The sequence below is a fragment of the Nostoc sp. DedVER02 genome (assembly GCF_034530675.2).
Lineage (GTDB): Bacteria > Cyanobacteriota > Cyanobacteriia > Cyanobacteriales > Nostocaceae > Nostoc.
On sequence record NZ_JAVRCP020000015.1, the window covers coordinates 105970 to 120761 of the forward strand.

Annotated in this window: 19 protein-coding genes; 4 read left to right on the forward strand and 15 right to left on the reverse strand. The window is 38.3% G+C overall.

Features of this window, described 5'->3' with window-relative positions; translation table 11 throughout:
* Nucleotides 1–3: 3 nt before the first annotated feature.
* From RMZ41_RS16900 to RMZ41_RS16915, 4 genes are all read right to left on the reverse strand, one after another.
* A complete protein-coding gene (locus tag RMZ41_RS16900; protein WP_322642409.1) occupies nt 4–1515 on the reverse strand; it encodes a GH3 auxin-responsive promoter family protein in 1512 nt (503 codons plus the stop codon).
* Nucleotides 1515–2123 carry an acyl transferase gene (locus RMZ41_RS16905; protein WP_322642410.1) on the reverse strand — a complete coding sequence of 203 codons (609 nt, stop codon included), beginning with the start codon at nt 2121–2123 and terminating at the stop codon, nt 1515–1517. The genes RMZ41_RS16900 and RMZ41_RS16905 overlap by 1 nt, the downstream gene beginning before the upstream one ends.
* Nucleotides 2120–2872, reverse strand: coding sequence for a sterol desaturase family protein (locus RMZ41_RS16910; RefSeq protein WP_322642411.1), 753 nt, complete (start codon nt 2870–2872; stop codon nt 2120–2122). Before RMZ41_RS16910 ends, RMZ41_RS16905 begins: the two co-directional genes overlap by 4 nt.
* 135 nt (nt 2873–3007) lie before the next feature.
* Nucleotides 3008–4030 carry an aromatic ring-hydroxylating dioxygenase subunit alpha gene (locus tag RMZ41_RS16915; RefSeq protein WP_322642412.1) on the reverse strand — a complete coding sequence of 341 codons (1023 nt, stop codon included), beginning with the start codon at nt 4028–4030 and terminating at the stop codon, nt 3008–3010.
* A gap of 128 nt (nt 4031–4158) precedes the next feature.
* Between RMZ41_RS16915 and RMZ41_RS16920 the strand changes: the two genes are divergently transcribed.
* Nucleotides 4159–4377, forward strand: coding sequence for a hypothetical protein (locus RMZ41_RS16920; protein ID WP_322642413.1), 219 nt, complete (start codon nt 4159–4161; stop codon nt 4375–4377).
* Nucleotides 4378–4497: 120 nt separating this feature from the next.
* On the forward strand, nt 4498–5310 hold the full coding sequence (locus RMZ41_RS16925; protein WP_322642414.1) for an HNH endonuclease: 813 nt from the start codon (nt 4498–4500) through the stop codon (nt 5308–5310).
* A 43-nt stretch (nt 5311–5353) separates the two neighbouring features.
* Here the strand turns inward: RMZ41_RS16925 and RMZ41_RS16930 are convergent, their stop codons facing one another.
* From RMZ41_RS16930 to RMZ41_RS16980, 11 genes are all read right to left on the reverse strand, one after another.
* Entirely contained in the window at nt 5354–5818 is a 465-nt protein-coding gene (locus tag RMZ41_RS16930; RefSeq protein WP_322642415.1) for an SMI1/KNR4 family protein, read from the reverse strand.
* Nucleotides 5819–5832: 14 nt separating this feature from the next.
* Entirely contained in the window at nt 5833–6225 is a 393-nt protein-coding gene (locus RMZ41_RS16935; protein ID WP_322642416.1) for a deaminase domain-containing protein, read from the reverse strand.
* A gap of 32 nt (nt 6226–6257) precedes the next feature.
* A complete protein-coding gene (locus RMZ41_RS16940; protein ID WP_322642417.1) occupies nt 6258–6428 on the reverse strand; it encodes a hypothetical protein in 171 nt (56 codons plus the stop codon).
* Between the two features lie 487 nt (nt 6429–6915).
* Nucleotides 6916–7209: a 2Fe-2S iron-sulfur cluster binding domain-containing protein gene (locus RMZ41_RS16945; protein ID WP_322642419.1), complete on the reverse strand. Its 294-nt coding sequence runs from the start codon at nt 7207–7209 to the stop codon at nt 6916–6918.
* A gap of 57 nt (nt 7210–7266) precedes the next feature.
* Nucleotides 7267–8433 carry a P-aminobenzoate N-oxygenase AurF gene (locus tag RMZ41_RS16950; protein ID WP_322642420.1) on the reverse strand — a complete coding sequence of 389 codons (1167 nt, stop codon included), beginning with the start codon at nt 8431–8433 and terminating at the stop codon, nt 7267–7269.
* Nucleotides 8434–8472: 39 nt separating this feature from the next.
* On the reverse strand, nt 8473–9378 hold the full coding sequence (locus RMZ41_RS16955) for a ferritin-like domain-containing protein (protein ID WP_322642421.1): 906 nt from the start codon (nt 9376–9378) through the stop codon (nt 8473–8475).
* 80 nt (nt 9379–9458) lie between these two features.
* Nucleotides 9459–10490 carry an aromatic ring-hydroxylating dioxygenase subunit alpha gene (locus RMZ41_RS16960; RefSeq protein WP_322642422.1) on the reverse strand — a complete coding sequence of 344 codons (1032 nt, stop codon included), beginning with the start codon at nt 10488–10490 and terminating at the stop codon, nt 9459–9461.
* Between the two features lie 5 nt (nt 10491–10495).
* Entirely contained in the window at nt 10496–11236 is a 741-nt protein-coding gene (locus RMZ41_RS16965; RefSeq protein WP_322642423.1) for a hypothetical protein, read from the reverse strand.
* Between the two features lie 242 nt (nt 11237–11478).
* Nucleotides 11479–12483 (reverse strand): aromatic ring-hydroxylating dioxygenase subunit alpha, encoded by a 1005-nt coding sequence (locus RMZ41_RS16970; RefSeq protein WP_322642424.1) that lies wholly within the window; start codon nt 12481–12483, stop codon nt 11479–11481.
* Nucleotides 12467–12880 carry an Mpo1-like protein gene (locus RMZ41_RS16975; protein ID WP_322642425.1) on the reverse strand — a complete coding sequence of 138 codons (414 nt, stop codon included), beginning with the start codon at nt 12878–12880 and terminating at the stop codon, nt 12467–12469. The genes RMZ41_RS16970 and RMZ41_RS16975 overlap by 17 nt, the downstream gene beginning before the upstream one ends.
* A 144-nt stretch (nt 12881–13024) precedes the next feature.
* A complete protein-coding gene (locus tag RMZ41_RS16980) occupies nt 13025–13945 on the reverse strand; it encodes a hypothetical protein (RefSeq protein ID WP_322642426.1) in 921 nt (306 codons plus the stop codon).
* 149 nt (nt 13946–14094) lie between these two features.
* On the opposite strand from RMZ41_RS16980, the gene RMZ41_RS16985 reads away from it, so the two are divergent.
* Together RMZ41_RS16985 and RMZ41_RS16990 are read left to right on the forward strand one after the other, a co-directional pair.
* Complete coding sequence (locus tag RMZ41_RS16985; protein WP_322642427.1) at nt 14095–14430, forward strand: type II toxin-antitoxin system RelE/ParE family toxin; 336 nt, start codon at nt 14095–14097, stop codon at nt 14428–14430.
* A gap of 10 nt (nt 14431–14440) precedes the next feature.
* Complete coding sequence (locus RMZ41_RS16990) at nt 14441–14755, forward strand: helix-turn-helix transcriptional regulator (RefSeq protein WP_322642428.1); 315 nt, start codon at nt 14441–14443, stop codon at nt 14753–14755.
* Nucleotides 14756–14792: the final 37 nt, after the last annotated feature.

Consider the following 14792-nt stretch of genomic DNA (forward strand, 5'->3'; position numbering starts at 1 on the left):
TAGCTATTTCTGGGCAATTTGCAACTTCAATTCTTGTAAAAGTTCATTGCTAATAGGTGATGTTGCCAGAATTGGATGCTTAATGCCTCCCCAAATACTTCCAATACGCATACGGTGGGAAACTAACACTTCAGGAATTTGATTAGAGATTAAAACCTGTGGTGGTGTAAGTTGACCGATAGCTCTAGCTCTCTGGTAATGATATGATTCTGATAAAGCTAAATCTAGTTGTTCGGCAATAATTTCTGGGGTTTGTTTTGCCGAATCTAGTAATAAAATATAGTGGGGAGGATCGGCAACTGGCATTAAGCTTTTAAAATTAGTTTCTTGCAAGTTCAACAGAGTCAAAACGTTATTTACAAAGGTTTCTTGCAACTTTTCGCCCACCAAATCGCTGACAGATTGATGCCGTCCGAGAAACTCTAAACAAGGAGTCTGGCGATAATAATGAGTTACTCGGATGCGATCGCCAATTCGATAACGATACAATCCCCCTTTCTGCGATAAAATAACCGTGTATTCCCTGCCAATGTTGAGTTCGTGTAAACCATACACTGAACCAGCATCATCCTCAAACTCAAAAAAAACTTCATCGATAATCGGCACGCATCCCCCAGAGACAATCAAGGGAATCGTTATTGGCGCTTCGGTTGCTAGTAGTCCCTTACCTTGAATTAATACACCGGGAAATTGCGATCGTAATCCCTGAGCTTGATCTGCTGCATTGGCACTATCCCAGCAAGAAATCAGCTTCAAATTTGGCCAGAGTTGTAGCCAGGGAATATTACTTTCAGTGAGGAGTTGCAGCCGATGATGTGAAATCCGATTGTGTAATTCTGTTCGCAATAAATCCTGATTTTCTTGAATATATTTTAAATGTACTTGGAGAAAACTAGGACTCCAAATAGAAATAATTTCTAGTTTTTCCGCCTCTAATAATGCCAAAGCTAGTTGATGTTTAAACAAGTTCGCATCATGCAGCCGATTAAGTTTATTTGGCATCACCAACCAAGGGCGCAAAAACCAACGCAACCAGCCATCTAAATAATCTAAATCATTCTGTAAACTTTGATTATCCGCTACATCTAATTGCGGCGAGATACAAGCATAAATCTTGCCTGTGGAAAATTTCGGGCCATGTACAATCAAATCATGCGCCCATACACAAAACATCTGATTAAACGATCGCCGCAAAGATTGAGTATAAGGAATCCATTTTACCGCCCCACTACTACCGGAGGTTTTTTCATAGAACAAAATAGGTTCTGGCGTGAGGGCAATTTGCTGCTGTTTCTGATTTAACCAGGGTTCGAGTGCATCATAATCTACGATTGGTACACGTTGCCAATCGTCTACAGAATGAATCCCCAAAGTTTTACCATACTCGCTTTTAATTAGGCGATCGCAAATTTCCCTTTGTACATATGTCTGCATTAATGGGTTATCCAAAGCTCGATAAAATCGCCTCGCAGTTGGCGCGAGAATTTGCCCAAAAAGCTGAATAATCGGACGCATTATTGCACCTTTTGATTAGGATAAAGCTTGGTGGCTGCTGGTAAATAAGAACCATCAGCAACGACTACACCAGGAGCAAGATTAGATCCGGCTCCCACAAAAACATTGCTGCCAATCTGGACTTTTTTGACATACAACATTAGATTTTGCTTGCGGGGTTTAATGATGTGAGAATAGATACCGACACCATGCCCGACAACGACGCGATCGCCAATTTCTAATAAACTGCGATCGGCAATCTCCAATCTTGTTGTCCAGTATACATCTCGCCCCACTTTAGCACCCCACAATCGCAACCAACAGGAAAATACCCCTGGAATCAGTCGCAGCACTGCTTCCAACACCGGAATTGCAATATAAATTACCTGGATTTGATGACTACCCCACCAAGGACTATATTCTTCACCTAGTAGATAACTAATACCCTCGCGCACAGGATAAACCCATTCATGCAAACGGTAAACTAGCACTGGTAGCCCATAAATGGAAAGCAACACTGCCAAAATGCTGAAGATATTGGGTGAATAGGCAAGGTAAATTATTGCTGCACCAGTTAGCAATAATATAAAGGTAGGAAAAAACGAAAGAATTTTGCTGATAACTGTCATGAAAATGGGAATAAAAGTTTTTGGAACAAGTTTAATGAGATAGAAATTCCAATTATAGATGGCAAATTTTCGCTTTCATAATATGTTCCATGTAACTTATCCCAAATTTTCAGATTAGCCCCATAGTTATAATTGTGGATTTCACGGCAATGATGCCAAGCATGATCTTGTGGTAAGATTAACCAAGTAGATAAGAATTGATATAGCCTGGTATTTACAGGAATGATTAAGCGGCTATGTCGCCATAAATCTAAGGCAGAAGTTAGACTGACTCCAAGTAAATAACCTGTGGGATCGGCTAACAGATATACAAATAAAGTGTGTATCCATAAATATATAATTAACAAACTTGTCCAAAGTGTGTTGCGAGAAGTTCCTAATACATCCATCTGAGTAACAGTATGATGGACTTGATGAACTTTCCACAACAATTTAGTATGCAAGAAACGATGATTCCAATAATAGAAATAATCAATTACAACAAAACTGATAATAAAAGCCGGAAATAATGATACTTTTAAATATCCTTGTTGAGTCGGTAGTAAATATTGATAAAGCCCATAAACTAAAGTAGCTTGGAGTAAGGGAATTAAAATTCCTTGAATCGTTAATCCTATACCATCTATTAGCCAATCTTCACGAGTTTTTAGTTTAAATTGAGTTTGTCCAAGCTGATTGGTAATAGTCCAACCAACTAATCCGATAAAAGTACCAAAAATTAGTAATTGTGCAAAGCTTTGTATTTCCACTTTTGATTGCTCACACTGATTTTAAACATGGGTTTTACCCCACCCTAACCCTCCCCTTATAAAGGGGAGGGAACCGGATTTTCCAATCTCCCCCCTTTACAAGGGGGGATTAAGGGGGGTAATTACAAATTATTTTCAAACCCAAAATGTAACTTCTACTGATTGATTTGGCAATAAACGCGGATCTTCTCCACGAGATATAGCCGCTATAATCGACTCTACAAATATATGAATTGTGTCCGCAGACGTATTATAAAATTGTGTCCCGTATTTAGCGATCGCTTCTCCCTGAATACCCAAAATTTCCACGTCTTGGCGGATAATATGTTGAGCAGTCCACCGCACAAAGGGACGCGCTAACTTATTCCAAATACCGTAGTTGTAGGTGACATCTGTGTAAACCAGAGTTGAATTATCGGTTTCTGGAATAGATTGGCTAGTAATGAATAAATGGCGATTATGTGCCATCTTATACTCTACAGAGGTAATGTTTGGCATATAAAAGCGATCGCTATGTTTAATCTCTGCATTCTGCAAATTCAGAAAACGGCTGTACCATCCCAAATTACTGTTTTCGTTGCGATACTCCACCAAAACCGAACCATGACAGCGTTCTACAGTCATCTCTAACTTTTGTTGGCGGGAGGTACGGAAAACCCCAGGATGAACAAAAGCCGTATGGGGAATATCAATAAAGTTCTCCGCACAATTAGTCACATTGTTAGCAAAACGGTTAATTACCCGTACCGTCTCCCATCCTGTTTGTCCGTAGTGAGGCATAGAAAAGGGTTCAGTCTCAATACTTGGCGTATCGGCTAACCGCACATAAACATAGCCATCCTGTTCTTTGGTAGCGTAACACTTGGCTCGACGCTGTGGGGAAGGTTTGAAATCATCTCCTTCGGCTGGAACTGCAATAACGTTTCCAACCCCGTCATATACCCAACCATGATAGGGACATTGTAAAGCACCGTTACAGATTTTACCTGATGATATACGGCTATTGCGGTGTAAACAGCGATCGCGCAAAGCTACGGGTTGTCCATCTTCACCGCGAAATATCGCTAACCATTCTCCTAAAACGGTGCGTGATAATACCTTGTTAGGTTGTAACTGTTCGCTGAGGGCGACAATATACCAGAAATCTGCAAATTGCATAGTGGGTGGGAGCGATCGTATTTAAATTATGGCAATGTCTTGAGTAGAACTGCACTGCTGTATATATCGAATTTCAAAAGAGCTAATTTACAATTAAAGGTGAGATAGCCTGAGAAAGGAAAATGATAATGACATTAGAACAATTACAAAAGCAGGTATTAGAGTTACCAATTAGCGATCGTTGGGCATTAGTGCAAACCCTGTTAGAGTCGCTACAGCGAGAAACTAGTTCTGAATCAAAAAAGGGTAACTTGTCTCGACTGCGAGGGATTGCCAAAGGTACAGAACTATCAAGTGAAAATATAGAAGTGGATTATATTAACTATCTCACCTTAAAGTATCAGTAATATAAATATTAATTTAGTATAAATGTTGCCTTATGTATTACTAATGTAGTATAGTATATTAATACTCAGCTAAAATAAGCAAGTTTGTGAGTTAAACAATGCATAAGGAGGTTTAGAATAATGCGCTGCATTTTTTGCAAAAATGATTCAAGTAAATCTAGAAGTGTTGAGCATATTATTCCAGAGTCTCTTGGTAACACCACGAACATACTTCCTAAAGGAGTAGTTTGTGATACTTGTAACAACTACTTTGCACGGAAAGTAGAAAAACCTTTTCTTGAAGCTCCTGCACTGATGTCTCTCCGTTTTCATCAAGCTATCCCAAACAAGAGAAGTCTAATTCCACCAATATTAGGAATGCTCTTACCAGAATTTCCTGTTACTGCATATCGATACATTGATAGCCCTTTCGTAGGAATGATTGACGTTCCGTTGAATGCAGTTGAACATATTTTCCAAAATGATGGAGGACAGTTAATTCTTCCGAGTGGTGGTCAACCACCATCTGACAAAATCATCTCAAGATTTTTGGCAAAGGCAGCCCTTGAATTAATGGCTAAACGATTATTAGATACTTCTGGTGGAATCGATTACATAGTTGATCACCCAGAACTTGATCCTATAAGAGATCATGCCCGCCGAGGTAATATACCACATTGGCCACATCACTCACGCCGAATCTATGACATGAATGAGACGTGGATTGACGAATTTGGTTCAGAGGTACAAATGGTTCATGAGTCTGATATTCTTCAGACTGCTTGGGGCGAGTATTTTTTCGTTCTAGCAATCTTTGGGTTGGAACTTGTCATCAACTACGGTGGTTCAGAAATTGAAGGATATCGGCGCTGGTTGTTGGAGAACAATGGGGATAGTCCCTTACATATCGGTAAGAACAAGATAAATTCCCGACTAAGACGAGCTACAAGCTAACACATAATTTCAACTAGCTTCTAATTCAGTTAGTTACTGTTATTTAACTCGCTACAGACATCGAAGACTTTAAATAAAGGTGTATTTCCACCGCTAAAAAATCACTAAACGTATCATGACTTTTAACAAAATAAGACTCTTCCTGCCCTTCGCAATATGAGTAAGTTGGTGGATTATCACCTTCTGAAAGCCTGAAAAAGCTAAACTGATAACCCTGGTGCATGAAAAATACAAAAGCATCCTTTGGTAAAGCTTCAGGAAAATCATTTTCTAGCAAAAGTTGTTTAGCCCATTCTTTAATTTGCGGTAGATGCTGGTAAAAGCAATCAGAACCACGCAAAAACTTACCTGCACCATGTCCCATCATCTTGAGAAAATCTTTGTAAATCCTGGGCAAAGTAATACCTTGTTGTTGTTCAAATTGAATTATTTCCAAATCTGAACATGGTGAAAGCTGATTTTCGTTAAAAATAAGCTGAAGTGGTTCGGGTAAATTGCGAATTGACATTTATACCGACTCCTTTACGCAATGTTTCCGTGATGTACATTTAGCTGAATGTTCGGGAAAGTCTGCCTAAACTGCTTAATGACATACTCACACGAATCACATGGCTCTCTCTCCGTGAATAACTCAATTTTACCTTTTACTTCTCTATTATTTGTATATTTTTGAGCGATTGCTTCTAATATTTTGTACTCTGAGTCTAAGTCTCTTCGGTGTCCAGTAACTTCAAAGGTTTTAAACATTGGTTGAGTGGGTACATCAACCGCTCCCTCTCGCAACAGCTTACCACTAAAGGCGAATAGCTCGGAAAATATCTCATCTATCCAGACTCTAGCAATAGCAACATTTCGGGCTGGTGCTGGTACGTTACAAGTTTTACGAATTTTTGCGACGCGCTCTAACCAATCCATACTTGCTCTTTTAATTGTTTTTAAATCATCACCTAAACCCCACGAATTTCAACATTACCTGTAACATTAATCTGACAATCTAACCGCGCATGAAGATTATTAGGTGCTAAAGTCTCTAACATTTCCTGTTCATCAGTTTCAGGAGGAGGAATATTACCAATAATCTCAACTAAACAAGTAAATAGGTTGGTTGGCGCTAGCAAACCCAACGTTTCAAAAAACTGACAAATGCGATATTAGGTATAAAAAAAGCTGATTGTTTATTTGATATGGCATAGAAATTACAGCTAATTCAAAGATTTAGTCACCGCCACTATCACAACTACCACCCCCATCAGATGCCCCACTATCGCAACTGCTTGAGTCATTACTACTCCCGTCGCCATAACTTGCAGCATCTAAAGAATTCCAACTACTATCTGTGTCATGAGAGTAGTAACTAGAATTAGTTATATTTGTTTTGTAGGAACTCTTTTGATCCAATAAAGTATTTAAAAGAAAGGGTATCAAGAACGCACCCATAAAACCTATTGATATGAGGAAAATAATCATGGGGAAAAAATGATCGAGATGCATAGCTTTTATTTTTTGGTGATGTTTTCAAATTATTTAGCAAAAAGTAAATCTCAGTATAAACTTCAGTGCCATTAAGCCTAATTCTAAATTTCAACCTTACAACATTAACTAAATTTATCCTTTCAGTCTCCGAATTTCAATATTAACTGTAACATCCTCAATCTGACAAGCTAACCGCGCATGAGGGTTATTAGTCGCTAATGTCTCCAGCATTTCCTGTTCATCAGGTTGAGGAGGCGGAATATCACCAATAACCTCAACCAAACAAGTTGCACAAATACCAGTCCGACAACCAAATAAAACAGGTGAATTCTGAATTGTGAGATGTTCAGACAAATTTTGATGACATTCCAAAGTGATAGGAACAAAATCACTTTCTGGAAACGATATCTTACATAATTCAGCCATAATACGCAATAATTTTACCTAAACTACACTCTTCTATTCCTCTCTGCACCTCTGCGTCTATGCGTGAGATATAAACAAATCCTCTCGCTGTTCAAAACCTTTAAAAGCCCTTTGTTGAGTTGCCAAATATCGAGAAATTGAATTAGTAGCCATCAGCGACATATCTCGATTACGTTGCCAAAGATAATCGAGTTTTTCAATATACACTTGATAAGATTTCATCGCCTCCTGATGAGTTGAAAAACTGCGCTGTAATCCTTCCGACTCCTCCGTAAAACAACGCCGCATCATTTCTTTAGCATCTCTGTCACTCATCTCAAAAATTGGCGATCGCAACACCCGATAGATCTTGCCATACAGCGCCGGCTCGTACCAAAAAATCCCGTTTATCGCAGCCGAAAAATGGAAATGATCGCGCTGACAGCCCAGCAATCCTAAATTAGCAACCAGTCGTTCAAAAGCAGTTGGTGGCTGAAGGCAAGTGACAACATCGTGAGATATAATTGTCGAACTATTAAAGTGAAAGCTTTCATCCATGAAGTGATAATAGGAGACTTGAGCCGGAATTGGAGCAGTTTCAGGATGGGGATGTTTTTGATAATAATTGCTGAGTTTGTGCTGTATTAACTTGCCGTTTAGCGTCCGCACTCCCCGAACTGTAAAATATTGACAAGCCAAAAAAGTATTATTCGCAGAAATTAGCCCAAAGTATTGAAGTTGAATTTTTTTCCACCAAGTTTTTAAGGCATTGGTGTCAGCATAAACCATCGTTTCGGTGAAGGGGCCGCGCATGGGGTATGTAAAGATAAGTTCCCAAAATAACGCTTGTTCAACCTGTTTGGCAATGGTGCGGAAAGCATTAATGTGCGATCGCTCTTGGGCGGATTCCAAATCTAATGTATCGCAGATTAAGCGAAAATCCTCTTGGGCGTAAAGTCCGGCTGCACTGGTTTGATTGAAAAAGATCGTGGCAATTTCAGCAGAAACAATTTGTGAGTAGTAAGCTACCCAATAAAGTTGGTTCAAAATTATACGCTGATGTTGAGTAGACTGTTCCCATAAAGGTGTACCATATAACAGGGAAAACTCTTCTGGATTCCAATACTCGTTTTGGCAATCCTCATAGCGAAAGTTGGTGACAGCTTCATCCATTAAAGCAGTATGGTCTTGCTGTTTGTTGCGAGTGTGGTTAATTTGTAATTTGCGATAAATAGTTTTTTCCATATTCGTTTTTATTTCACGCAGAGATAAAATTGAGATTTGTTACACACATTGATGGGCGGGGAGTGGTTCAAAGGCTCCGCGTTCTTCTAAATTTTGCAGGATAGACTGGGCTGATTTTATCCCCATGAGCGATCGCAATATTTGTAATCGAGTTCCACTGTGGGTTTCAGTATCCAGTTCTTCTAGAATTTGGATTTTTTGCGATCGCGTCAGATGTCCTTTCACTTGTTCGATTGCTACAAGTAAACTTTGCGGCCCCACCTGTACCATAAACAAAAACTGTGCCAATACATCAAGAATTGTTGTTTGACTGAATGCTGAAACAGTAATTTGATTAAACAAGGTGGTTCCCGTAGCGTGATGACGGGATTCAGATTGTAAAAAACTAGAAAAAAGTTTTGCTAAAACTGGATAGCGACATTCCTTTGCTAAACGCCGATAATGGCTTAAACCCCATCCTTCTAAAACGACTTGCAACACAAACAATAAAACTGTTTTATCTGCACTTTCAACCACTTCTGATAGTAAGTGCAAAAATGGATCGTCCGTACTAGTTACTTCCATTTCTGGTAAAAACTGGCTAATTTGGTGAAGGTGGGTAGCTTCATCAGCCGTAAACAATCCATAAAGAATGCGTTCTTCAACTGTTTCTGCTAACAGTACCATTTTTGCCATATAGCCAACGCCCGCTTTCTCAATGAAATATGATTCTTCTAACAGGCTACGGTTGGCAAGTTCTAGAATAGCAGTTTGTTCTGTAATATTAGATTCTTGAAAAAGTTTGGTTTTCTGTAAGTTGAAAAAATCAGCATTCCAATAATTTAATTGGGGGTAATTGGCATAATTATTTTGATTAGGTAATACTGCTGTCAATATCCGTCGTAAACTATCATGAGAATTAGTGTGTGGTAGATCAAAACCTACAATATTATATTTGCAATCCATATTTTTCTTATTAAATTGAAGTTAATTACGGGTTATATAGCAATCCTACTTGAATTAGAAACATTATCGAGGCGGTTCGTTTAATAATTAACTGCATCCTCATACCGATTAACAGTGTCCCAAGTTTCCCAGCTTAAAGCTTTCTGATGATTAACGTGCTGAATAAATTCCAGAATAGATTGATCTGCTTTAGTAGGAGTCTTCAAATCAAACTGAATTGTCTGAAATACCTGCGTATCCCCTTTGGCGAAGTAATTACCAACCTGCTGAGTTAACCATAATAAACCACGATTTAAAACCCATCCCCAAAATCCTGAACGCTTGGGAGTGACAAGAATTGTTTGCCCTTCAGTTTTGCCACCTTCTATCATTCGCAGTGTAAATATAATGTAGAAGTGCAGAAAATCCGGCCCTAGCGTCACAGTACCAGTACTGCCATACCAGTAACACATACTATAAGTAACTTCGTTGCGATATAGAGGGCGAATCAGGCGAATTAACCAGGAATCATCCCCTCCTCGTGTAGTATTGCTGAAGGTAATAGCGTTGGGGTTGAGGTTTTGAGAATCAAATACAATCTCTAAAGGCAAATTGTGTACTGTATTGAAGTGGTGAGCATCAATCGCATTAATTAGCAAGACATTAGGATGGCAGTTTTTGACAAATCGAGTCCCCAATATATAATCGTAATCTGCCTGTTCTAACTCTGGTACAAAAGGCAGAGAACTTGGCTTCTCTTCTCCCACCCAAACCCAAATCATGCCGTATTTTTCCGCCGTGTGCCAAGTTTTAATATACACAGGTAGTGGTTTTCCGAGAGAAGGAACATCTACACAAATTCCGTGACTGTCATACTTCCAATTATGGAAAAAGCAACGAATTCCATCACCTTCTACCTTACCTTCTGCTAAATGAGCGCCCATGTGTGGACAATAAGCATCTACAGCTACTACTTGACTACTAACTCCCCGATAAATTGCCAGATTCCTACCTAGTAAAGTTATAGCTTTTACCTTACCAGTTTTTAATTTTTTTGATGATAATGCCCAGTACCATCCTTCTATAAATTGTGTCGGATTATTAAAGTTTGATTGTAGATTTGTAAATGCCATAAAAGTTAAACAAGAACACAATCTTGCACAAATTGTAACGATGATTCTGACTCCCACATCCGTTTTCCAGCACGAGTGAGATTGTCATAGTTAATTTCAGTTAAACAAACTAATTCATCCCCTAATCGATAACCTGGGTTTTTTTCTTCAAAAAACTGGATATGGGGGTTAGTCTGTCTTCCTGTGGGGATTTCAATCAAACCCTCACGAAGAATTTGGGGATGCTGAAAATGGACGATACCAGTTGCTTCTTGGTATAAACTACCATAGTATTCGCGTGCCAAATTACTCATTAGATGCTTAACATCCGCAGGTGTTGTAACATCATAACGTGGGTAAAAATCTTGCCAAAAAGTAGGGAGAAAACGATAAGTGCGAAAACCAGAGCAAATTAGCAGCCAGTAAAGTTTATTTTCTGCATAGTGTTGACGCAGAAAATTGATAGCGGCAATCCAACTACGTGGTAGTGTTGTACTCGACCAAGCACTAGGATCAACAATAGTGTCGCCAGAATACACCACACTAATTTTTTCTCCCAAAAAAGTTGTTTGGCATAACATCAGAGTTGAAAATCCTTTGAGTGCGTTGGATGTTTCATCTCTCAACAACAAAACCCAGTTTTTGCGCTCTAGATCGACTAGAAACCCATCCCAGGTTATACCTTGGAAGTGATTTTGCAGCAACGCATACATGGCGGTGCGATCGCTTGGTTGCAAATTTTGAACAGGAATCAGCAAACTCTTCATTGCGCGGAAATTACCTAAACTCGATTTGTATGATATTTCATTAAAACTTTATCGACCATTATGGTAAATTTACGGTATAATGTGACAGATTCCAGAATGGTTATTTACACTACAATTCTGTACCTTTTCAATCAGAGTTGGTGACATTTCCCACTCTACAAAATAATTCAGATGTAGGTTAGGTTGAGAAACCGAACATTACCAAAGCTTTTGTTTGGTTAGCGATCGCGTAGCCCAATGTACTATTCTACGCCCCTATTTTTTGACCATCGAGACGGTTTTAGCTGATTTACATACTCCATATATTCAGCTAATGGACGATCGATGCTAAGGAGTAACTTCGCATTAAAGCGAATATTGTCGTAAATTTTGCCATCTTCATCTCTGAGCATGTAGTAAGCTAACCGAGTACAGAATAACAAAAACTGACTTTGTAGATATCCCCCAATACCTTGACGTTTTTCAGTTACATAAATCGGTTGAATTCTCGTTCTTCCAGGTGCAATTGGAGTATAAGCATATATCATAAACAGTGGCGGAAAAAGCCTGACATCCTTCATCATTGTTAACAACCCAATGCAACCATGAGCATAACGCATTGAATACTGATATGTAGAACCCAGAAATCTTTGACCTAACTTTTCTCTCCAAGTAGTTTTTGGGAATTGTCCCCGCATTGTAAAGTCAATTTGCGTGCCTAATTCACTGCGATTTAGCGATAGATCCATTTTGATATCTAAATGATGAATTGTTTTTAAATGTTGAGCATCAATCCCATTCATCATACAAATATGGTGATGGCAATTTCTTTCAAATGCAATATCAGCTTTTGCAACAATTTCTTTTCCCTTCAATTCATCAAAATCAGCTACTCCCTCTGGTGCTTTAACATCTGGATAAATCCAGATAAATCCATACTTTTCTTCTGTTGCATAAGCTTGTAATTTAGCTTGACTAGGAATTTCTGATTGACAGGGAATATTTTGACAAAGCCCTGTTTCATCAAATGCCCAATGATGAAATGTACAACGAATCCAATTACCATCAACCTTCCCGATTCCTAAATCTGTCCCCAAATGAGGACAGTGAGCATCTAAAGCCCGTACTTGCCCATCTTCACCTCTAAAAATGGCAATTTTATGACCGCATACTTCTACAGATTTTGCTGTTTTTTTAGGTATTTCATGACTAGGACAGGCAATATACCAACCCTTAGCAATTACATTCCAATTATTGAAGATTTGCATAATTGTTTGATAGATAATTCTTTAATATTTCTTGTCTTTGGCGAATATCATCTCGGTATTTACCTGTCAAAATTCTAAATAACATTTTACCTAAACAATAAGAAGCCCGCCAAGAAAAAACAGCATCTTGTAAATCAATATGGCTACGCTCAAATAGAAAATGCCCAGTTAATCCCACCAATTGAGTTAACGGTAAGCTCAAGAGCAACCAAAAGTTTTGCGACTTCCAAGTATAAAAAAGTAAACTGTAAAAAAATAATATTCCCAGAATGTGTAGAGTAATATTAATTGGATGTTGATGTTTAAGAATAAAAATATCCCAATAATCTGTAAAAGGATGATCCAGAATTTGATTACTAATCCGATTTCTCAAACTTTGTTGAGGATTAGAATTCATGTCATAACCTTCTATCATTAATCCTTGGTTTAGTGCTTTAGATCGCGCAATGTGTGGAAATCACTGTTCACCAGCAGCAGTAATCCTTAGTTTTATATAATACTTTGGTGGCGCAACTTCTAGTTCATTTATAATGTCTGTTTTTTAACCAGAATAAACGAATTTGATAAACTCTTCACATGAGCAACCCGCTCCCCTCATCATGAGATCAAAGACGAAGAAGTAAGACAGCGAACTCTCATAAACATTTATAGAATCAATGAGTGAGCGTAACGTGAACTTATACAAAGTTTGCTTTGTCTTACTAGCTTTAGCTGCTTTTTTAGCAAGCCCGTGTATGTTCTCAATAGAGGTAAAAAGACATCCTAAATTAAGGATTGAAGATTGCTCTCCCTCAAGAAGCTCTCTATATCTTTGCAAACCAATAGTAAAATCAAAGATTGACTTTGCATCTAGCTTCATCTGTCGATGTAATATTTTTTGTTGTTCATACTTTGGAATTACTTTTAGGGAAGGGTTATACATTAAGTATTTTATGCACTCATCGCCACATCCTTTGTCTATATATAACTTATTCAATTTCTCAAGGCGCTCATGCTGTGCTGGATCGAAAGACTCGTAAGCTGAAGTTAGATCATAGTCAGAGTTCCTAACCGGAAATAATTTCTTAGCTTGAAGCAAGATACCATTACTAAAACTATTATTAGGTTCGATATTGTCTTCATACTCGACAACAATACCAATATCTGACTGAGTTAGATCATGCTCCTGGTGCTTATTGTAATCAGTTGTTGATATAGAAACATCAGCATGTAAAAGACCACCATTTTTCTTAAGATCATTATTCAAATCCAACAGACTATAATGAAGTTGATGTAACTGTGAGCCACGTTCATCAAGTAATTCACATAAAATTGAAGTTATATGTTCTTCATTCGGTAGAAAACCAAATAAAAATCTATTTGCTAGGAGTGAGTCTATACCTTTAAAGTATTTTGAAAAGCATTGTGCTTCATAAGGGCCAAGAACTGGAATTTTAGGTGATTGTATTGAAGCTGGATTCATATAGACACTGCGGGCTAATTGACTGATTCAAAGTATTGGGATCAAGTAAAATCATATCCGTTTAGTGCGAAGAGTGGGATCGCCCTACAGATAAAGTTCCCTTGGATAGGTATATTATATCGATATATCAGATATGATATAAATACAGAATGGAAGATAAAAGTAAACCTTTAGTTTGGTTATATGGTGAAGTTAAAACCCCACCTTTCAGTCAAGAAGCACGTATAGAAGCGGGTGTTCTGCTCAGACAATTACAGGAAGGTGAATCCCTTGGGTTGCCACATTCACGCCCTATGCCAAGTATAGGAATTCACTGTCATGAATTACGTATTCGAGATGCAGATAAAAACTGGAGAATCATTTATCGAATTGATGACGATGCAATCTTGATTGTTGAAGTCTTTAATAAAACAACGAGAACAACATCCAAGAAGATAATTGAGGTTTGCAAAAAGCGTCTGAGCAAATACGATAACGATCAATAGGAGTAATGTGATGGATCAAGCTAAGAGAGAACGTTTGGAATCTAAAGGCTGGAAAATTGGCACAGCTTCAGATTTTTTGGAGTTAACATCTGAAGAAACTGTCTTGGTTGAAATTAAGCTAGCTCTCAGCCAAAACTTGAAGGAGCGTCGGCAAAAACTGATGACTCAAAGTGAACTTGCTGCTAAAATTAGTTCCAGCCAACCTCGGATTGCTAAAGCTGAAAATGGCGATGCTTCAGTATCAATTGAATTGTTGATTAGGGCAATGTTAGCAACAGGTGCAACTCCTCAAGATATTGGGCAAGTGATTGCTGGTGTGGGGTAACAGCAATTCAATGCTAAACGATATAATTTATACCTTA